Annotated in this window: 16 protein-coding genes and 1 pseudogene; 11 read left to right on the top strand and 6 right to left on the bottom strand. The window is 73.6% G+C overall.

Annotated elements, in window-relative coordinates; translation table 11 throughout:
* Window positions 1–16: 16 nt before the first annotated feature.
* Entirely contained in the window at window positions 17–688 is a 672-nt protein-coding gene (locus tag AOQ37_RS29465) for a hypothetical protein (RefSeq protein ID WP_062648661.1), read from the bottom strand.
* Window positions 685–1,578, bottom strand: coding sequence for an ABC transporter ATP-binding protein (locus AOQ37_RS29460; RefSeq protein ID WP_062648659.1), 894 nt, complete (start codon window positions 1,576–1,578; stop codon window positions 685–687). The genes AOQ37_RS29465 and AOQ37_RS29460 overlap by 4 nt, the downstream gene beginning before the upstream one ends.
* 27 nt (window positions 1,579–1,605) lie before the next feature.
* Between AOQ37_RS29460 and AOQ37_RS29455 the strand changes: the two genes are divergently transcribed.
* From AOQ37_RS29455 to AOQ37_RS29435, 5 genes are all read left to right on the top strand, one after another.
* Window positions 1,606–2,358 (top strand): peptidyl-tRNA hydrolase, encoded by a 753-nt coding sequence (locus tag AOQ37_RS29455; protein WP_062648657.1) that lies wholly within the window; start codon window positions 1,606–1,608, stop codon window positions 2,356–2,358.
* A gap of 146 nt (window positions 2,359–2,504) precedes the next feature.
* A complete protein-coding gene (locus tag AOQ37_RS29450) occupies window positions 2,505–3,833 on the top strand; it encodes an MbnB/TglH/ChrH family RiPP precursor modification enzyme (protein WP_062648654.1) in 1,329 nt (442 codons plus the stop codon).
* Between the two features lie 261 nt (window positions 3,834–4,094).
* On the top strand, window positions 4,095–4,871 hold the full coding sequence (locus AOQ37_RS29445; RefSeq protein ID WP_062648652.1) for a DUF4142 domain-containing protein: 777 nt from the start codon (window positions 4,095–4,097) through the stop codon (window positions 4,869–4,871).
* Between the two features lie 175 nt (window positions 4,872–5,046).
* Window positions 5,047–5,820 carry a TIGR04222 domain-containing membrane protein gene (locus AOQ37_RS29440; protein WP_062648650.1) on the top strand — a complete coding sequence of 258 codons (774 nt, stop codon included), beginning with the start codon at window positions 5,047–5,049 and terminating at the stop codon, window positions 5,818–5,820.
* Between the two features lie 131 nt (window positions 5,821–5,951).
* Window positions 5,952–7,562 (top strand): alpha/beta hydrolase, encoded by a 1,611-nt coding sequence (locus AOQ37_RS29435; protein WP_062648648.1) that lies wholly within the window; start codon window positions 5,952–5,954, stop codon window positions 7,560–7,562.
* Here AOQ37_RS29435 and hemQ read toward each other — a convergent pair whose 3' ends face one another.
* Together hemQ and hemG are read right to left on the bottom strand one after the other, a co-directional pair.
* Window positions 7,563–8,294: a hydrogen peroxide-dependent heme synthase gene (gene hemQ, locus AOQ37_RS29430; protein ID WP_062648646.1), complete on the bottom strand. Its 732-nt coding sequence runs from the start codon at window positions 8,292–8,294 to the stop codon at window positions 7,563–7,565. It abuts the gene before it with no gap.
* A 5-nt stretch (window positions 8,295–8,299) separates the two neighbouring features.
* Window positions 8,300–9,763: a protoporphyrinogen oxidase gene (hemG, locus tag AOQ37_RS29425; protein WP_062648644.1), complete on the bottom strand. Its 1,464-nt coding sequence runs from the start codon at window positions 9,761–9,763 to the stop codon at window positions 8,300–8,302.
* A 159-nt stretch (window positions 9,764–9,922) separates the two neighbouring features.
* Between hemG and AOQ37_RS29420 the strand changes: the two genes are divergently transcribed.
* Together AOQ37_RS29420 and AOQ37_RS29415 are read left to right on the top strand one after the other, a co-directional pair.
* Window positions 9,923–11,029 carry a DUF4349 domain-containing protein gene (locus AOQ37_RS29420; RefSeq protein ID WP_078890407.1) on the top strand — a complete coding sequence of 369 codons (1,107 nt, stop codon included), beginning with the start codon at window positions 9,923–9,925 and terminating at the stop codon, window positions 11,027–11,029.
* A gap of 27 nt (window positions 11,030–11,056) precedes the next feature.
* Window positions 11,057–12,438, top strand: a pseudogene (locus AOQ37_RS29415) (FAD-dependent oxidoreductase).
* 16 nt (window positions 12,439–12,454) lie between these two features.
* On the opposite strand, the gene AOQ37_RS29410 reads toward AOQ37_RS29415, so the two are convergent.
* Window positions 12,455–12,727, bottom strand: a complete 273-nt coding sequence (locus tag AOQ37_RS29410) for a hypothetical protein (RefSeq protein ID WP_078890406.1) — start codon at window positions 12,725–12,727, stop codon at window positions 12,455–12,457.
* 133 nt (window positions 12,728–12,860) lie between these two features.
* Between AOQ37_RS29410 and AOQ37_RS29405 the strand changes: the two genes are divergently transcribed.
* Window positions 12,861–13,673: a rhomboid family intramembrane serine protease gene (locus AOQ37_RS29405; protein WP_062648639.1), complete on the top strand. Its 813-nt coding sequence runs from the start codon at window positions 12,861–12,863 to the stop codon at window positions 13,671–13,673.
* Window positions 13,674–13,679: 6 nt separating this feature from the next.
* Here AOQ37_RS29405 and hemE read toward each other — a convergent pair whose 3' ends face one another.
* Entirely contained in the window at window positions 13,680–14,747 is a 1,068-nt protein-coding gene (gene hemE, locus AOQ37_RS29400) for a uroporphyrinogen decarboxylase (RefSeq protein ID WP_062648637.1), read from the bottom strand.
* A gap of 207 nt (window positions 14,748–14,954) precedes the next feature.
* Here hemE and AOQ37_RS29395 point away from each other — a divergent pair, with 207 nt between their 5' ends.
* From AOQ37_RS29395 to AOQ37_RS29385, 3 genes are all read left to right on the top strand, one after another.
* The gene (locus tag AOQ37_RS29395) at window positions 14,955–15,623 is read left to right on the top strand and encodes a DUF3000 domain-containing protein (RefSeq protein WP_078890405.1); all 669 of its coding nucleotides are present in this window, start codon (window positions 14,955–14,957) and stop codon (window positions 15,621–15,623) included.
* Window positions 15,624–15,877: 254 nt separating this feature from the next.
* The gene (locus AOQ37_RS29390) at window positions 15,878–16,537 is read left to right on the top strand and encodes a helix-turn-helix transcriptional regulator (protein ID WP_020125228.1); all 660 of its coding nucleotides are present in this window, start codon (window positions 15,878–15,880) and stop codon (window positions 16,535–16,537) included.
* Window positions 16,538–16,737: 200 nt separating this feature from the next.
* Entirely contained in the window at window positions 16,738–18,027 is a 1,290-nt protein-coding gene (locus tag AOQ37_RS29385) for a ribonuclease D (protein WP_078890404.1), read from the top strand.
* Window positions 18,028–18,143: the final 116 nt, after the last annotated feature.

The raw sequence follows: 18,143 nt of genomic DNA, 5'->3' as shown, positions 1-18,143 counted from the left end.
CGTCCTCTCCCCTCGATCACGGTGACCGGCGTGACGTCAGCGCGCACGCCACGGCCGTCGCCACCGCGGTGAGCAGGACTGCCGCGGCCATGGGCAGGATCGGTGCGTGGACGGTCGCCGTCCGGGAGCCGCCCACCAGGTCGCTCACCGCCGCCCGCGCCGGGGAACCGGTGACCACCAGGGCCGCCGGCGCCGCCAGCAGCAGGGCGGGCACCGCGCGGCCGGGCGAGCGCAGCAGGGGCCAGGCGGTGAGCGCTCCGACGGCCACGCCCAGCAGGGCGCAGGTCAGGACGGCGAGCAGACCGGCACCGGCGGCCTGCGGGACGGGAACGCGCTGGTCGTGGTCGGTGCCGACCGGGTCGCTGATGAGCGTGACCGTCACCGTCGCCGCGGCGCCGAGCACGACGGCCGTGGTCAGCGCGACCAGGACACACGCCAGGTGCGCCCGCCCGGGGCCGACCGCCGCGGCGACGACGGTACGGGCGGCCGGCGGCTCGTTGGTGACGCAGATCCGCACCAGCCAGGCGGCGACGGGCAGCAGGAAGGCGGCCGTGTAGCCGAGCGAGTCCAGCAGCGGCTGTCCTCCCTGAACGCCGACGGCCAGGAAGACGGCGTAGAGCAGGAACGGGGGAAGCCAGCGCTGCGAGCGCAGGAGCAGAGCGCTCTGATAGCGCAGGAGAGCGGTCATGGGCGGCGGCCGCCGTCCTGACGGACGCTCACCACGTGCCACGGCGGGCGGGCGGTCAGCAGGGCGCGGAGCAGGACGTCGGAGTGGGAGGCGGGGGCGGTGAGCCGGTGGGAGCGGTCGGCCGTCTCCTCGGCGGCGGTGGCCAGCCGGAGGATCTCCGGTGGGAGCGGCGCCGTCGGACCGTGTACCTCGATGATCACCCGGGGGCCGTCGGGGGCGGCGGCCGGTGCCGCGGTACGGCGGCGGAGGGTGCCGTCGCGGACGGTGTACTCGGCGTCCGTCCGGCCCGCGAGGCGGCGGGGGTCGTGGTCCACGAAGACGACGGCCGATCCGGCGGCCGTCCGCTCGGCGACGGCCCGGTCCAGTTCGGCGCGCGCGTCGGTGTCGAGACCGGTCCAGGCCTCGTCCAGGATCAGCAACTCCGGTTCGGCGAGGAGCGCTTGGGCCACCGCGACCTTCTGGCTGCTGCCCTTGGACAGGCGGCTCATCGGCGTGTGGGCGTGGGCGGTGGCGCCGAAGCGGTCCAGCCAGTCGCCGGCGGCCCGCTCGGCCGCCGTACGGGACAGGCCGTGGACCGCGCCGAGGTGGGTGAGGTAGCCGAGGGCGGTGAAGGGGAGGGCGGCGGGGAAACGCCCGGGAACGCAGGCCGTACGAGGGGTGCCGGTGACCCTGCCCTCGGTCGGCGCGTCGACGCGGGCGAGCAGGCGGAGCAGGCGGAGCAGGCGGAGCAGGCGGAGCAGGCGGAGCAGGGTGGACTTCCCGGTGCCGTTGGGGCCATCGACGCGGGTGAGCGCGGCGGGGGCCGGGTTCAGGTCGACGTCGCGGAACACCCAGGGACCGCGGACGCCGTAGCGGCGGCCCACGCCCTCCAGCCGCACCTCACGTGGCATACGGACCGTCCTCCCGCTCCCGGTTGCATGGATCTTCCACCTGGCAGACTGGAGGACGTGACGATTGATCCGGCCGTTCCCGGCGACAGCCCTTTCCGTACCGAGCCCTCGACACGGGACGAGGCCCCGCAGTTCGTCCTGCCCCTGGTGGTCCGCATCGAGCGCGCCGATCCGCCGGCCCGCACGGACGCGCTGGAGACGGCCGCGCGCGCCGTGCTGACCCTCCTCGCCGACGAGCGGGCGCTGGGCGACGGCGAGTGGGCGGCAGCCGTGCGGGACTGGCAGGACGCCCGGATCCGCAAGGTGGTGCGGCGCGCGCGTGGCGCCGAGTGGCGGCGGGCGGAAGCGCTGCCCGGCATCACGGTCACGGGCAAGGCGGCGGAGGTCAGGGTGTTTCCGCCCGTTCCGCTGGACGGCTGGCCCAAGGAACTGGCGAAGCTCCAGGTCTCCGGAACAGATCTCGACGACCCGGAGCCGCCGGCGGACCTCGACCCGACGGCCGCGGTGATCTGGCAGAACCCCGAGGTGGGCATGTCCGCGGGCAAGGCGATGGCGCAGGCCGGGCACGGCGCGCAGCTCGCCTGGTGGGAACTGTCGGACGAGGAGCGGACCGCGTGGCGCGAGGCGGGTTTTCCGCTCGCCGTACGGACCGCGGAGCCGCGACGGTGGCGTGAGCTGACGCGGAGCGGACTGCCGCTGGTGCGGGACGCGGGCTTCACCGAGATCGCCCCGGGCAGTTGCACGGTGGTCGCGGACCACCCGGCCCTGCGGACCCGCTAGCCCCGTCGCCCCGCACAGCCCCCGTGGTGCGGCCGGGTGGGCCGAACCTCAAATGTTGCTCTGAAGGAAGACCGCGCGCGGTTCGGGGCGCGGTGGCGGGGCCATACCACCGTCACCACGCAGGGGGCACGAAGGAGGCGGGGACCATGAGGCGACTGGGGACGGGGATCGGCTGGCGGCCGGAGATCGCGGACGCCGTCGAGCGGATGCCGGGCATCGACTGGGTCGAGGCCGTCGCCGAGAACGTGTGTCCCGGGCATCTGCCCGAGTCGCTGCTACGGCTGCGCGAGCGTGGGGTCACCGTGATCCCGCACGGCGTCTCGCTCGGGCTGGGCGACGCGGAGCGGCCCGACGCGGGACGTCTGGCCGCGCTCGCCGAGCGGGCCGAGGCACTGGGTTCGCCGCTGGTCACCGAGCACATCGCGTTCGTCCGCGCGGGCGGCACCCTGACGGCGTCCCCGCGGCTCGAGGCCGGGCACCTGCTGCCCGTGCCGCGCACCCGCGACGCCCTCGACGTGCTGTGCGAGAACGTGCGCATCGCGCAGGACGCGCTGCCGGTGCCGCTCGCGGTCGAGAACATCGCCGCGCTCGTCGCGTGGCCGGCCGAGGAGATGACCGAGGGGCAGTTCCTGTACGAGCTGGCCGACCGCACGGGCGTACGGCTGCTCATCGACGTGGCCAACCTGCACACCAACCACGTCAACCGGGGCGAGGACCCCGCCAAGGCACTGGCCGAACTGCCCCTGGAGGCCATCGCGTACGTCCATGTCGCGGGCGGTTTCGAGCGGGACGGCGTCTGGCACGACAGCCACGCCCACCCGGTGCCCCGGCCGGTCCTCGACATCCTCACCGACCTCGCGTCCCGGGTGTCACCGCCGGGAGTGCTGCTGGAACGGGACGAGAACTTCCCCGAACCGGCGGAGCTGGAGCGGGAGTTGGACCAGATCAGAGCGGCCGTCGAGGCCGGCGGGCAGGACGCCTGGGCCGAGCCCGGGACGAGGAGCCCGAGCGCGGACGCGGCCGTCCCGCGCGCCCCGCAGCCGGAACCGACCGCCGTCGACGAGGCCACGCGTCAGCGGCTGGGGCTCGCGCAGGCGGCTCTGCTGTCCGCGCTCGTCGCCGGGACGCCGGTCCCCGAGGGCTTCGACCGGGTGCGACTCGGCGTACAGTCCCGGGCGCTGGCGGCCAAGCGGGCGGATGTGGTCGCGAAGGTCGCCCCGGAGTTGCCGGTGATCCTCGGAAGCGGTTACCGCGCCGCTTTCCTCGCCTACGCCCAAGGGCACCCGATGCGCGCCGGCTACCGGCAGGACGCCCTCGACTTCGCCGAGCGGACACTCCTGGGCGGGCGGCTGACGGAGGGCCGGGCCCGCCGTGAACTGCGCCGCTGGTGGCTGGACCGCTCGGGCCCCGCGCCGCGGCCGAGGTCACGGCTGGGCCAGGTGGGACGGGTGGGACGGACGTTGATCCGACGATGAGTGATCGAATGCCGCGAGTGGCCCGAATGTGCCGGGACTAACACCCCACAGCCCGGCACACGCGGCGAAACCGTTCCGTCGGCGATTCCGCACCCTTCCTCCCTTTTCGAGGCGTCCCTCACCCCTCCCGTTTCACACATGATGCCCGGGTTGTAACCATTCGCCCCTGTACGGCAGTTGGCGGCGCAGGCGCAGTAATATGCCAGCCAGTCCCACAACCGAAGCGCACTAGCGTGCAGTGCCGCGAGCAGGAGGCACCCCATGCGGCCGCGACCCCCCATCCAGGGCAGAGGCATCTTCAGCGGAACCGGGCTCATCATCACGGGTCTGGCGGCGACCCTGGCGGCGCTGGTCTTCCCGATCTGGTCGTACGCCGACCGGTCCGGCACCGGCGTGGACGTGCTGAACGCGCAGACGGTGTCCACGCAGTACGGGCCGCTGTCCGCGCTGGACCGGGACTTCATCACGAAGGTGCGGCTGGCGGGGCTGTGGGAGCTGCCCGCCGGTCAGCAGGCGCAGACGAAGGGCACGACCGAGGCCGTACGGACGGCGGGCCGGCATCTGGTCGAGGGACACACCTTCCTGGACGAGCGGGTGCGTACCGTCGCCTCTCAGCTGGGCCTCGCGCTGCCCGACGAGCCCAACGACCAGCAGAAGGGCTGGCTGAGCGAGCTCGACGCGGCGCAGGGCGGGCAGTACGACTGGAAGTTCGCCAACATCCTGCGGCTCGCGCACGGACGGGTGTTCTCCGTCGTCGCCCAGGTGCGGGCCGGCACCCGCAACTCGCTGGTGCGCGAGCTCGCCGACGACGCCAACACCACCGTGCTGGACCACATCAAGATCCTGGAGGCCACCGGGTTCGTCGACTTCGACGCCCTCGCCCGGGACCTGGCCGCCGGCAGCACCCCGTCGATCACCCGCTCCCCCGCCCCGCCGGGTCCGACGGCCGATCCCGGCTCCGCCGTGCCGGTGACGCCGTCGCCGTCTCCCACCTACACGCTCCCGCCGGCCGCGGCCAGCCCGCCACCCGGCACCTGACACCTGACACCTGACACCTGACACCGCTCACGAGAACGGTCTCCGGGGGGAACCGGTTTTCGCCGAGCCGGTTTTCGTGGACGAAGGCGCGCGGAACGTCACGTATCCACAACGCCCGGTCCGGATTGTGAACAAGGCATGGCGTTTTCCGGTGCACCTGGCATAGAAACACGGCATGGTCTGGGTGCTTCTCCTGCTGCTGGCATGGGCCGTCGCGGGCGCGGCGTGCGCACGGCTGTGCCTGGCCGCCGTACGGGCCGCCGCCGTCGACGAGAACGCCGGCCAGGGTCATGATCTGACGCTCTATGAGGCCGCTTTCCTGTCCGGCGGGCCGGGCAGGGTCGCCGACCTGACGATGGTGTCCATGGCGCGGCAGCGGCGACTGCTGCTCGCCCGGACCGGGTGGGCGACCGTCTTGGACCCGTGCGGGCGCGACGAGATGGAGCGGTCGGTCATAGGGGCCATCGGACCCGGGGGACAGTCCCTCATCGCCCCGGCACGGGCGGCGGCCGCGGCGGCGGACGCGGTGGGCGGCCTCGCCGACCGGCTGGTCCGCGCCGGTCTCGCGGTGCCCGACGGGGGCCGTACGACGGTCGCGGCCGGAGTGCGGCAGGTACGGGCCGCCGCCGTGGCCGTCCTCGCCCTGGGCGTCACCGCACTGCTGTTCCCCGCCACCCCGGACATGCCCCGCGATCTCGTCGCGCTCTGGTTCTCGCTTCCCCTGGCGCTCACGCTGAGCTGCCTGGCCATAGCGCGGGTGGAGGTGCATCCGTACTCGCGCTGGGCGTCCCCGGCAGGGCAGCGGCTGCTGGGCGCGCTGGCGCGGCCCGACGGTGGCACGGGGGACGACCGTACGTACCTGACCTCCGTCGCCGTACGCGGGATCCGCGCGGTGGGCGAGCCGGACCTGCGGGCGGCCTTCGCTCATCGTGGGTACGGGCGGGACTGAGCCGGGGCGCGCTCGACCAGCGGGGGGCGCACAAGGGGCATTGACGCCGACACCCGACGATGGTGCTTGCCTTCCCCCACGGTCGAACCAACCATCCCTTGTGTCGCCGCCGTGCACCGAAGGGACACCCGATGAGAGCCGCCGCCCTCCACTCGGCCGCAGGAGCCCTCCTCCTGACCGCCCTCTCCGCCGTCCCGGCGGGCGGCGCCCCGAACTCCGGCGCTCTGTCCGGCTCGACCGGTGTCGTGTCGGCCGCCGCGCGGGCGGCGGCGAAGGGCATCGAGTTCGGCAAGTGCTCCGACGCGCAGGACCTGCCCGGCAGCATGCAGTGCGGCACGGTCTCCGTCCCGCTCGACTACGCGGCCCCGAACGGCAGGCAGATCGAGCTCACCGTCAGCCGGGTGCGGGCCACCCACCGGGATCCGCACAACAGCAAGCGCCGGGTGCCCCGGCAGGGCGCGCTGGTCTTCAACCCCGGCGGTCCCGGCGGCTCGGGCCTGTACTTCCCGTTGATCGGACTGCTGCCGGAGTGGAAGCGCATCGGGGCGGCCTACGACCTCGTCGGCTACGACCCGCGCGGGGTCGGCCGTTCGGCGCCGCTGTCCTGTCAGGATCCCAAGCGCTTCTTCAAGGGCCCCGCCCCCGCCCCGGACCACCCCTCGGAGTCGTACAAGCGGGAGCGCATCGCGCAGGCGAAGGCGTACGCGCGCGGCTGTGCGCAGCGGACGGGCAGTGCCCTGCGGCACTACAACTCGCTCAACAACGCCCGAGACCTGGACGTGCTGCGCGCCGCGCTCGGCGAGGAGCGGCTGACCTTCATGGGCGCGTCGTACGGCACCTACTTCGGCTCCGTCTACGCGACGCTGTTCCCCTCCCATGTGCGGCGGATGGTGTTCGACGCGGCCGTGAACCCGGATCCGGCACAGATCTGGTACCGCAACAACCTGGACCAGTCGGCGGCGTTCGAGAGCCGCTGGACGGACTTGCGGGAGTGGATCGCGCGGCACGACGACGTCTACGGCCTGGGTGACACGGCGGAGGCGGTGCTGACCAGCTACGAGCGGGCGCGCGCCCGGCTCGCCGCGGAGCCGGCCGGCGGGACGGTGGGGCCGCGGCAGCTCCAGGGCGCGTTCCTCCAGGCCGGGTACTACGACGACTACTGGCCCTCCCGGGCGCAGGCGCTGTCGGAGTACCTGAAGGGTGATCCGGAGCAGCTGATCGCGCAGGCCGGGCCGGTGCGGGAGGCCGCGGCGGAGGCGGAGAACGCCAACGCCGCGTACACGGCCGTGGAGTGCAACGACGCGTCCTGGCCGACGGACTGGAAGGTGTGGGACCGCGACAACACGCGGCTGGCGCGCGTCGCGCCGTTCGAGACGTGGGACAACGTGTGGGCGAACCTGCCGTGCGCGTACTGGCCGGCGCCCCGGCAGCGGCCGGTGGACGTGCGGACCGGTCCGGGCGAACTGCCGCCGACGCTGATCCTGGCCGCCGAACGGGACGCCGCGGCGCCGTACGCCGGTGCGCTGGAGATGCACCGGCGGCTGACGGGCTCGGTGCTGGTGACCGAGCGGGACGCCGGTACGCACGGCATCGCGGGCGGTCCGAACCGGTGCGTCAACGGCCACCTGGAGGCGTACCTGCTGGAGGGGCGGCTCCCGGTGCGGCGCGCGGCCTGCGCACCGCACCCGGAACCCGAGCCGGCGGTCGCCCCCGCGGAGCGCGCCGCCCGGCCGGGACGCTGATCAGGCGAGGCCCGCGACCAGCTCGGTGAGGTCCTTGCGGCGGCCCGTGTAGAACGGGACCTCCTCGCGGACGTGCATACGGGCCTCCGAGGCACGCAGGTGGCGCATGAGGTCGACGATGCGGTAGAGCTCGTCGGCCTCGAAGGCCAGGATCCACTCGTAGTCGCCGAGCGAGAACGAGGCGACGGTGTTCGCGCGGACGTCCGGGTAGCCGCGGGCCATCTTGCCGTGGTCGGCCAGCATGCGGCGGCGGTCCTCGTCGGGCAGCAGGTACCAGTCGTAGGAGCGGACGAAGGGGTAGACGCTCACGTAGTCGCGGGGCGTCTCGTCGGCGAGGAACGCCGGGATGTGCGAGCGGTTGAACTCGGCGGGCCGGTGCAGCGCCATGTTCGACCAGACCGGTTCCAGGGCACGGCCCAGCTTCGTGCGGCGGAAGAGGTTGTACGCCTCCTGGAGCTGGTCGGCGGTCTCGGCGTGCCACCAGATCATGACGTCGGCGTCGGCACGCAGGCCGGACACGTCGTAGGTGCCGCGGATCGTCACGTCCTTGGCGGCGAGCTGGTCGAACAGCTCCTGGACCTCGTCGGCCCAGCCCGCGCGGTCCTCGGGCAGCACGTCCTTCAGCTTGAAGACGGACCACAGCGTGTAGCGGATGACCTCGTTGAGGTCCTTGGCCAGCTTGCCCTTGTTCGGGACCCTGCCGGACTCGGTGGTGGGGGCGTCGTCACTCATGGCTCTCATTCTCCCGCTCCGCCGTGCAGACTTTGCACCGGGTTGGCCGCCAGCTCCCGTACGGCGCTCAGGTCGCCGCCGAGCTGGTCGACCGCGGCGTACGCGCTCGCGATGCAGGCCGGAATGCCCACGCCGTCGTACGGGGCGCCGCAGACCGCGAGGCCGGGGAGCCGGGCGACCTCCTCGCGGATGCGGGCCACGCGCGCGTGGTGGCCGACCGGGTACTGCGGCAGGCCGTCCGTCCAGCGGGTGACGCGGGTCTCGAGGGGGGTGGCCTCCAGGCCGGTGGCGGCGCGCAGGTCGTGCCGGGAGACGTCGACCAGTTCGGCGTCCTCGCGGCCGAGGATCTCCGTCTCGCCGTACCGCCCGACGGAGGTGCGCAGCACGACCGTTTCCGGGTCCTCGTCGGCGATCCAGCCCCACTTGCGGGAGGCGAAGGTGGATGCCTTGATAGTGCGTCCGTCGACGGGCGGGACGAGGAAGCCGCTGCCCTCGGGGAGCGTGCCGGCGGTGTCGGCGCGCCGGTAGGCGAGGGTGACCAGGGCCATCGAGGCGTACTCCACCGTGCGCAGCGCGGCGGCGGCCCCGGGGGCCTCGGTGGCCAGCAGCGCGGCGGCGGCCGGGGCGGGGACGGCGACGACCACGGCGTCGGCGGGCAGCACCCGCTCCCCCGCCGTGACACGCCAGCCGCCGTCGGGCGCCCGGCGCAGCGCGGTCACGGGTACGCGTGTGTGGATCTCGCCGCCGCGCGCCCGAACGGACCCGGCGACCGCGAGCGGCAGGGAGCCGACGCCGCCCTCGACCCCCATGAACACCGGGCCGGTCTGCTGATGGGCGGCGGCCTTCGCCTGGATCTCGCGGACGGCCCGTGTCAGCGAGGTGTGGGTCAGTGCCGCCTGGTAGAGCTGCGGGACGGCGGAGCGCATCGAGATCCGGTAGGCGTCGCCGGCGTACACCCCGCCGAGGAGCGGCTCGACGAGCCGGTCGACGACCTCGCGACCCAGGCGGGCGGCCACGTACTCGCCGACCGCGACGTCGTCACCGACCTCGGTGCGGGGCAGGTCGCTGTCGCGCTCGATCCGGGCGAGCCCCTCGTCGGAGAGGACCCCGGCGAGGGCGTCCGCCGCGCCGGGGACGCCCATGACGTGGCCCTTGGGCATGGGGCGCAGCGCGCCGCGGGTCCAGATCGACGCCGTCGCGGTGGCCGGTGGCCGGAGGCGGTCGGCGAGGCCCACCTCGCGCGCGAGGGCGATCGCCTCGGGTCGGCGGGCCAGCATCGACTCGGCGCCGAGGTCCACGCGCACGCCCGCGATCTCGCCGGGCAGGAGTTTGCCTCCCACCCGGTCGGAGGCCTCGAGGACGGTCACCCGGGCCCCGCGCTCCACCAGCCGGTGGGCGGCGGCCAGTCCGGCGATCCCGGCTCCGATGACGACGACACGCGGCCCCGTGCCCGTACCCGTTGAGCTCATGCGTCCACTCTCTCAGACCCCGCCGACACCGCCGTCGCGGCCCGGTGTCCTCCCCGCGTCCCGACCGTGACCTGTTCGGAACCGATCGCCGCCAACGTTCCCGCCCGCCCGGGCGTCGAAGGAGCGTCCATGCAGTCATCACCTCGGGGGTTCACCCATATGCGCACACGACGTTCCGCAGGACGCTCCGTACGACGTTCCGCACGGCCCTCGCCCGCCCTGGCCGGGGTCCTGCTGGCCGCGGCCCTCGCGCTCACCGGATGCAGCGCCGCGGACGACTCGGGCGCGAGCAGCACGGCCGACAAGGCGGCGGTCGGGGAGGCCGCGGCGGGCGAGGCCGGCGCCGGTGACGCGGACGCCGCGCAGGACGCGAAGGAGGGCGCGGGGGCGAGCGGCTCGAAGGCCACCTCCGCACCCGACCTCACCGCCAACCGCATCATCCGCACCGCCTCACTGACCGTGCAGGTCAAGGACGTGCCCAAGGCCCTGGACGAGGCCCGCGCCACCACCGAGAACGCGGGCGGCTACGTCGGCGACGAGACGACCGTCCGGGACGGGGACGGCGCCGAGCGGACCCGGGTCGTGCTGCGGGTGCCCGTCGCGCAGTACGACGACGTCCTCGCCGATCTCCAGGGCGCGGGCAAGCTCCTGGAGCGCACGGCGAAGGCCCAGGACGTCACCGACCAGGTCGTCGACGTCGAGAGCCGCATCGCCTCGCAGCGGGCCAGCGTGGTGCGGGTGCGTGAGCTGATGGACCGGGCCACCAAGCTGAGCGACGTGGTCACCCTGGAGGGTGAGTTGAGCAGGCGGGAGGCCGATCTCGAGGCGCTGCTCGCCCAGCAGTCGTCCCTGAAGGACCGCACGAGTCTGGCGACCGTCACCCTCACCCTGTCGGAGAAGCCGGTCGTCCCGGCCGTCGAGGACGACGACCCGGGGTTCGTGGACGCGCTGGCGGGCGGCTGGGACGCGTTCGTGACGACGCTGCGCTGGATCGCCGTGGTGTTCGGCGCGGCGCTGCCGTTCCTCGCGGCGGCCGCCCTGCTCGTGCTGGTGTGGCTGCGGGTGGTGCGCCCGCGCCGCAGGGCGGCGGAGGCGAGCCGGGCCGGGCTGGGCGTGCCGGGGCAGCCGGGGGCGGCGCGGGCCGGGGTCACCCGGACGGGGTCCGCGCAGGTCGGGTCCGCGCAGGTCGGGTCCGCACGGACCGGATCGGTGCAGACCGGGCCCGAGCAGGCCGGGGCCGAGCCGGGCGAGCCCGAGCAGCGCTGAACTGCGAGCCCCCCGTAGCGTGTTCGTATGAGCATCGAGCGACTGGTGGTGATCGGCGGGGACGCCGCGGGCATGTCCGCGGCGTCGCAGGCCCGCCGTCTGAAGGGGCCCGAGGAGCTGGAGATCGTGGCCTTCGAGCGCGGTCACTTCACGTCCTACTCGGCGTGCGGCATCCGTACTGGGTGGGCGGTGACGTCACCGAGCGGGACGACCTGATCGCCCGCACACCCGAGGAACACCGCGCGCGGGGGATCGATCTGCGGCTGCGCACGGAGGTCACGGAGATCGACGTCGCGGGCCGGCGGGTACGCGCGCGTGCGCTGGATTCCGGGGCGGAGTCCTGGACCTCGTACGACAAGCTGGTCATCGCGACCGGGGCCCGCCCGATCCGGCCGGACCTGCCGGGCATGGACGCTCGGGGCGTGCACGGGGTGCAGACCCTGGACGACGGTCAGGCGCTGCTCGACACGCTGGCCCGCGCGCAAGGGAAGCGGGCCGTGGTCGTGGGGGCGGGCTACATCGGTGTGGAGATGGCCGAGGCGCTCATCAAGCGCGGCTACCGGGTGACGGTCGTGAACCGGGGCAGCCGGCCGATGTCGACGCTGGACCCGGACATGGGGCAGCTGGTGCACCGGGCCATGGAGGGCCTGGGCGTCACCATGGTGAACGACGCCGAGGTCACCGCCCTGCGCACCACCGAGGACGGCCATGTACGGGCGGTGGTCACCGAGGACGCCGAGTACCCGGCGGACGTGGTGGTGCTGGGCATCGGGGTCCGCCCGGAGACCGAGCTCGCGAAGGCCGCGGGCCTGCCCCTGGGCGCCCACGGCGGTCTCCTCACGGACCTGGCGATGCGGGTGCGCGGCCCGCTGGCCGACGGCACCGTCTGGGCCGGTGGCGACTGCGTCGAGGTGCTGGACCTGGTCTCCGGCCAGGAACGCCACATCGCCCTGGGCACCCACGCCAACAAGCACGGCCAGGTCATCGGGACCAACGTCGGCGGCGGGTACGCCACGTTCCCGGGCGTGGTCGGCACGGCCGTCAGCAAGGTATGCGATCTGGAGATCGCCCGCACCGGCCTCCGCGAGAAGGACGCCCGGCGCGTCGGCCTCCGGTTCGAGGCGGTCACGATCGAGTCGACGAGCCGCGCCGGCTACTACCCCGACGCCTCCCCCATGACGGTCAAGATGCTCGCCGAGCGGCGGACGGGCCGGCTGCTGGGTGTCCAGATCGTCGGGCGGGAGGGTGCGGGCAAACGCGTCGACATCGCGGCGGTGGCGTTGACGGCCGGGATGACGGTGGAACAGATGACGGCACTGGACCTCGGGTACGCGCCGCCGTTCTCACCGGTGTGGGACCCCGTACTGGTAGTGGCGAGAAAGGCGTCGGCGAAGGTACGCAACGGCTAGCCGGGCGGCACGTTCCTCAAGCGGTTCCGCTCAGTCGCGGCAGCGCGGAGACCGGCGCGGTGGAGGACGGCTGCTCCGCGGGCTTCGCGTGCGCCGCGGGCGCCGGCCGCGACCGCAGTCGGCTGCTCACGGCCTCGTCCAACGTCACCGGCCGCTGCATCTGCGCGGCGAGCCGCCCGGCCTCCTGGCCGAGCCGTGCCACGTCCTCCCAGGGCAGCCGTATCACCAGGGAGATCTCCGCCTCGCCGTCCGGAGTGGCGTGCATGGGGGGAGTCACTCGGTCGTTCATCGTCTGTTCCTCACGTCGTCCCCGCGGCCCGCCTTCCTCGTGCCGCGAGCGGTTGACGCTTCATACGCGCCGGTGCGGATGCGCGTTCACCGCTTCACAGGTTCGCCGAACGGATCGGGGGCAGTAATTTCTTGTGGTCATCCCCGTCCATGACGTGAATCCCGTGCGCCGCACGCCGGTGGTGACGTACGCGCTCATCGCGGCGAACGTCTTCGTCTTCCTGTTCATGCCCGGCCTGTCCGGCTCCACGGCGGGCGACAGCAGCCTGGCCCAGACGTGTCATCTGCACGCCTTCCTGGAGCACTACGCCGCCGTGCCACGGGAGTTGATCCACCATCAGCTTCCGCAGCTCGTGCCCACCGGTGAAGTGCGGGGCGCGGGCTGCGTGCTGGGCCCGCCGGGCTACGAGAAGTCGCCCGCGCTGAGCGTGTTCAGCGCGATGTTCCTGCACGGCGGCTGGCTGCATCTCCTGGGCAACATGCTGTTCCTGCTGATCTTCGGCAACAACATCGAGGACCGCATGGGGCACGTCCGCTTCGCCCTCTTCTACGTCGCCTGCGGCTACGCGGCGTCGTACGGCTTCGCGCTGGTCAACCCCGACTCGACCGACCCGCTGATCGGCGCGTCCGGGGCGATCGCGGGAGTCCTGGGCGCCTATCTGGTGCTGTATCCGAAGGCCAGGGTCTGGGTGCTCGTCCCGTTCCTGGTGTTCCTGCCGTTGCGGCTGCCGGCCTGGATGGTGCTGGGTTTCTGGTTCGTGCTCCAGGCGGTGTACTCCTCCGGGGAGGGCGTCTCCGGCGCGGGCACCGTGGCGTACGCGGCGCACGTCGTCGGCTTCCTGGCCGGCATGCTGCTGGCCTGGCCGCTCAAGCCGGGCACGCCCCCGCCGCCGGAGCCGCGCGGTCTGCTGTTCGGCAGACGGGCGCGCCCCCGGCACACCTGGTGAGACGGCTCAGCGGCCGCTCTGCGTGTGGACGTACTCGACGAGGCGGGTGAGCGCGTCCGGGTCGGTGGACGGCATGACGCCGTGGCCGAGGTTGAAGACATGGCCCTCCAGGCCGGCGGCCGCGTCGAGGACCTCGCGGGCCTTGGCCTCGACGGCCTCGGTGCCGGCGAACAGGACGGTCGGGTCGAGGTTGCCCTGGAGTGCCTTGCCGGGGCCGACCCGGCGGACGGCCTCGTCGAGCGGGACGCGCCAGTCGACGCCGACGACGTCCGCGCCGGCCTCGCCCATCAGCCCGAGCAGCTCGCCGGTGCCCACGCCGAAGTGGATGCGCGGGACGCCGTACCCCTCGACCGCGCGGAAGACCTTGGCGGAGGCGGGCAGCACCGAGCGGCGGTAGTCGGCCGGGGCGAGCGCGCCGGCCCAGGAGTCGAAGAGCTGGACGGCACTGGCACCCGCCTCGATCTGCACCTTCAGGAAGGCGGAGGTGATCTCCGCGAGGCGGTCGAGCAGGTCGGCCCAGAGCTCGGGGTCGCCGTACATCATCGCCTTGGCGTTCTCGTACGTGCGGGACGGACCGCCCTCGACGAGGTAGCTCGCGAGGGTGAAAGGAGCGCCCGCGAAACCGATGAGGGGGGTGGCACCGAGCTCGGCGGTCAGCAGGCCGATGGCCTCGGTGACGTAGGAGACGTCCTCGGGGGTGAGATCGCGCAGCCGGGCGAGGTCGGCGCGGGTGCGGACCGGTTGCTCGACGACCGGGCCGACGCCGGGCTTGATGTCGAGGTCGATACCGATGGCCTTGAGCGGGACGACGATGTCGCTGAAGTAGATCGCCGCGTCCACGTTGTGCCGGCGCACCGGCTGGAGGGTGATCTCGGTGACCAGCTCGGGCCGCATGCAGGACTCGAGCATCGGGATGCCCTCACGGACCTTGCGGTACTCCGGCAGTGAACGTCCGGCCTGCCGCATGAACCACACGGGCGTGTGCGGCACCGGTTCACGCCTGCACGCCTTCATGAAGGCACTGTCGTAGGTCGCTGTCGGCTGCCGGCCCGCCGGGCTCTCGTTCGCACTCACGACGGCAAGTCTCGCACGGCGCCGGGGGCCGTGAGGCCGCCCCTGCCACGTCCGTGCCCGGCCCGCACCCGGCCGACGCCCCGCCCGCGCCGGGCGTCCCGGACGTGCGCGGCCCGTGCGCCTGTTCGCCCAGCGCGCACCCGTCCGCGAGCCCCGCACGGGTGTCTTGCCCTGCGCGAAGGCCCCGTTCCCCTTAATCTTCCCCGCATGGCTGCGGCTCAGGGACGACTGTCGGACGGCGCTGGCGGGATGGATGACGCGAACGAGGGGGACCCGGATGGGACCAGGTCGGCTCCACCGCCCTTCCGGGCGGCGGTCGACCAGCTGAGGGCGGCGCGGCTGCGGCCGCAGATCGAGATGGACCCGACACCGGCCCCGAAGCGGCTCGCCCCCTTCGCGTACGCGCTGGAGGCGACCGTCGTGGACGGCGACCAGGACCTGGCCGACGGCCGGCTGGTGCTGCTGCACGACCCGGCGGGGCACGACGCCTGGCGCGGGACGTTCCGGCTGGTGACCCTCGTCCGCGCCGAACTGGAGCCGGAGATGGCCGCGGACCCGCTGCTGCCGGAGGTGTGCTGGTCATGGCTGACCGGGGCGCTCCAGGCGCGCGGACTGACCTACGGCGAGCCGAGCGGGACCGTCACCCGCGCGGGTTCGCACTACTTCGGCGGACTGGCGGAGCGTCCGGCGACCTCGCAGATCGAGATCAGGGCCTCCTGGACACCGCGCGAGGGACTGGGCGGGGTGCCGGAGGCGGGGGCGCACCTGGCGGCCTGGTGCGATCTGCTGGCGCAGGTGGCGGGGCTGCCGCCGGCCGGCCCCGGGGACGCGTCGGTGGTCACGCTGCCGCAGCGCAGGGGGCCTCAGTCACGTTGACCACCTCTTTGTCGATCTCTTTGTCGATACGGCCATTTTCGATCCCGTAAGAAGCCCACTTAAACCGACTCGATCTTCGGATGATCGATCGCGTGTCCGAATTGCACGTATTGTTACTCACTAGATCGTGATCATTCTCTAAAGGACCCCGGGTTCGCTGCCGAAGACGACTGTGACCTTGAAAGCACGGTTCGTCCCGGCTTCCTCCCCACAAGCCCCGCGAGCCGGCTCCCGTCCCCCACCCAGGAGGCCTGGTGTCCGTTCTCCTCGAGCAGCCCGCAAGCCTGGTCGCCTACCGCCCGAACAAGCCCACCGCCATGGTGGTCGTGGCCGACCCGCGCGTCCGCTCCACCGTCACCCGCCATCTGTGGGCGCTCGGTGTTCGCGACGTGATCGAGGCCTCGTCCATCGCGGAGGCTCGTCCCCGCATCGGCAACCCCCGTGACATCTGCGTCGCCGACGTCCACCTGCCCGACGGCTCCGGCCTCACCCTGCTGTCGGAGACCCGCGCCGCGGGCTGGCCCAACGGCCTCGCCCTCTCCGCCGCCGACGACATCGGCGCCGTGCGCAACGCCCTCGCGGGCGGCGTCAAGGGCTACGTCGTCACCGGAACCCGCACCAACCTCGGCCTCCCCAGCCGACCCGGTGCCGCCCCCATGGGCTCCGCCGCCCGTCTGCACCGCCGCCCCCCGGGTGCCCCGAGCCACCCGGGCGGCTACCGCGAGCTCTCCGGCCGCGAGGTGGAGGTGCTGCGACTGGTCGCGGAAGGCCAGTCCAACAAGGCGATCGGCGTCTCGATGGGCCTGTCCGCGCTGACCGTCAAGAGCCACCTCGCCCGCATCGCCCGCAAGCTCGGCACGGGCGACCGCGCCGGTATGGTCGCGGTGGCCCTGCGGACCGGCATCATCCACTGAGACACCGAGACCCCGCCCGTCACCCGGAAGCCGCTCCCGCGGGAAGGCCCGCGACCGCGGCCCCGCGCACCCCTCTCCGCCCGCTTTCCTCCCGACCTCCTCCCCCTCGTTCACCGTCCTGACTGGTTTACGACCATCCGGCGCCCGCCGACGGAACGTTCCGTCGGCGGGCGCCGTCGATACACAGATACCCTTGACAGGTGACCGACGCCCAAGAAACCGCAGCAGCCAGTTCACTGCGAACCACCGGAGGCGCCCCTCCGGACGACGGCGGATCAGCTGATTCCGGGGCGCCGACACCTTTGCTCGAACCGCGCGAGGGCATTCCTCCCGTGATCGCCGACGAGGCCGCCCTCGCCGAGGTGATCGCCGCCTTCGCCGCCGGTACCGGCCCCGTCGCCGTGGACGCCGAGCGCGCCTCCGGCTATCGCTACGGGCAGCGCGCCTATCTGGTGCAGCTGCGCCGCGAGGGCGCCGGCACCGCGCTGATCGACCCCGTGGGCTGCCCCGACCTCTCCGCGCTCGGCGAGGCCCTGTCCGGCGTGGAGTGGGTGCTGCACGCGGCCACCCAGGATCTGCCCTGTCTGCGCGAGATAGGCATGGTGCCGACGCGGCTGTTCGACACCGAGTTGGCCGGACGGCTCGCCGGGTTCCCGCGGGTCGGCCTCGGCGCGATGGTCGAGGGAGTGCTGGGCTTCGTCCTCGAGAAGGGCCACTCCGCGGTGGACTGGTCCACCCGGCCGCTGCCCGAGCCCTGGCTGCGGTACGCGGCTCTCGACGTCGAGCTCCTGGTCGACCTGCGCGACGCGCTGGAGAAGGAGCTGGACCGGCAGGGCAAGCTGGACTGGGCCCGCCAGGAGTTCGACGCGATCGCGGCGGCACCGCCCGCCGAGCCCCGCAAGGATCCGTGGCGTCGTACGTCCGGGATGCACAAGGTACGGCGGCGCCGGCAGCTCGGTGTCGTACGGGAGCTGTGGCAGACCCGGGACCGGATCGCCCAGCGGCGGGACGTGTCGCCGGGCAAGGTGCTCTCGGACGCGGCGATCGTGGAGGCGGCGCTGTCGCTTCCGGCGAACGTGCAGGCCCTGGCCGCGCTGAACGGTTTCGGGCACCGGATGGGCCGGCGGCAGCTGGAGCAGTGGCAGGCGGCGGTCGACCGGGCGAAGGCGCTGAGCGAGTCCCAGCTGCCGCAGCCGGGGCAGCCGGTGGCGGGACCGCCGCCGCCGCGGGCCTGGGCCGACAAGGACCCCGCTGCGGCGGCTCGGCTGTCCGCGGCGCGCACCGCCGTCTCCGCGCTGGCCGAGGAACTGAACATGCCGCAGGAGAACCTGATCGCTCCGGACGCGGTCCGGCGGGTCTGCTGGGAGCCGCCGGCGGCGGCCGAGGAAGCGGTGGCCGGCGCGCTCGCGTCGTACGGGGCGCGGCCGTGGCAGGTGGAGCAGGTCGCACCGGTCCTCGCCGCGGCCCTGACCGTCCAGGACGGCGCCTGACGTCCGCGACGGCGGCCGCTTCCCGGGACCCCGGGGTGGCGGCGGGCTCCGCGGCGCAGGCGGGCTCCGGGGTGCCCGCGCACCAGCGGCGGGAGCGGCCCCGGGGTACCGTCGGC

Origin of the sequence: Streptomyces maremycinicus, assembly GCF_001184025.1 — a bacterium.
GTDB classification, from domain to species: Bacteria; Actinomycetota; Actinomycetes; order Streptomycetales; family Streptomycetaceae; genus Streptomyces; species Streptomyces maremycinicus.
This window is presented reverse-complemented; position numbering and strand designations above follow the sequence as displayed.

Coding starts and splice junctions, on each gene's coding strand:
- AOQ37_RS29465 (WP_062648661.1), bottom strand. CDS start 688: ATGACCGCTCTCCTGCGCTATCAGAGCGCTCTGCTCCTGCGCTCGCAG.
- AOQ37_RS29460 (WP_062648659.1), bottom strand. CDS start 1,578: ATGCCACGTGAGGTGCGGCTGGAGGGCGTGGGCCGCCGCTACGGCGTC.
- AOQ37_RS29455 (WP_062648657.1), top strand. CDS start 1,606: ATGGATCTTCCACCTGGCAGACTGGAGGACGTGACGATTGATCCGGCC.
- AOQ37_RS29450 (WP_062648654.1), top strand. CDS start 2,505: ATGAGGCGACTGGGGACGGGGATCGGCTGGCGGCCGGAGATCGCGGAC.
- AOQ37_RS29445 (WP_062648652.1), top strand. CDS start 4,095: ATGCGGCCGCGACCCCCCATCCAGGGCAGAGGCATCTTCAGCGGAACC.
- AOQ37_RS29440 (WP_062648650.1), top strand. CDS start 5,047: ATGGTCTGGGTGCTTCTCCTGCTGCTGGCATGGGCCGTCGCGGGCGCG.
- AOQ37_RS29435 (WP_062648648.1), top strand. CDS start 5,952: ATGAGAGCCGCCGCCCTCCACTCGGCCGCAGGAGCCCTCCTCCTGACC.
- hemQ (WP_062648646.1), bottom strand. CDS start 8,294: ATGAGTGACGACGCCCCCACCACCGAGTCCGGCAGGGTCCCGAACAAG.
- hemG (WP_062648644.1), bottom strand. CDS start 9,763: ATGAGCTCAACGGGTACGGGCACGGGGCCGCGTGTCGTCGTCATCGGA.
- AOQ37_RS29420 (WP_078890407.1), top strand. CDS start 9,923: ATGCGCACACGACGTTCCGCAGGACGCTCCGTACGACGTTCCGCACGG.
- AOQ37_RS29410 (WP_078890406.1), bottom strand. CDS start 12,727: ATGAACGACCGAGTGACTCCCCCCATGCACGCCACTCCGGACGGCGAG.
- AOQ37_RS29395 (WP_078890405.1), top strand. CDS start 14,955: ATGGCTGCGGCTCAGGGACGACTGTCGGACGGCGCTGGCGGGATGGAT.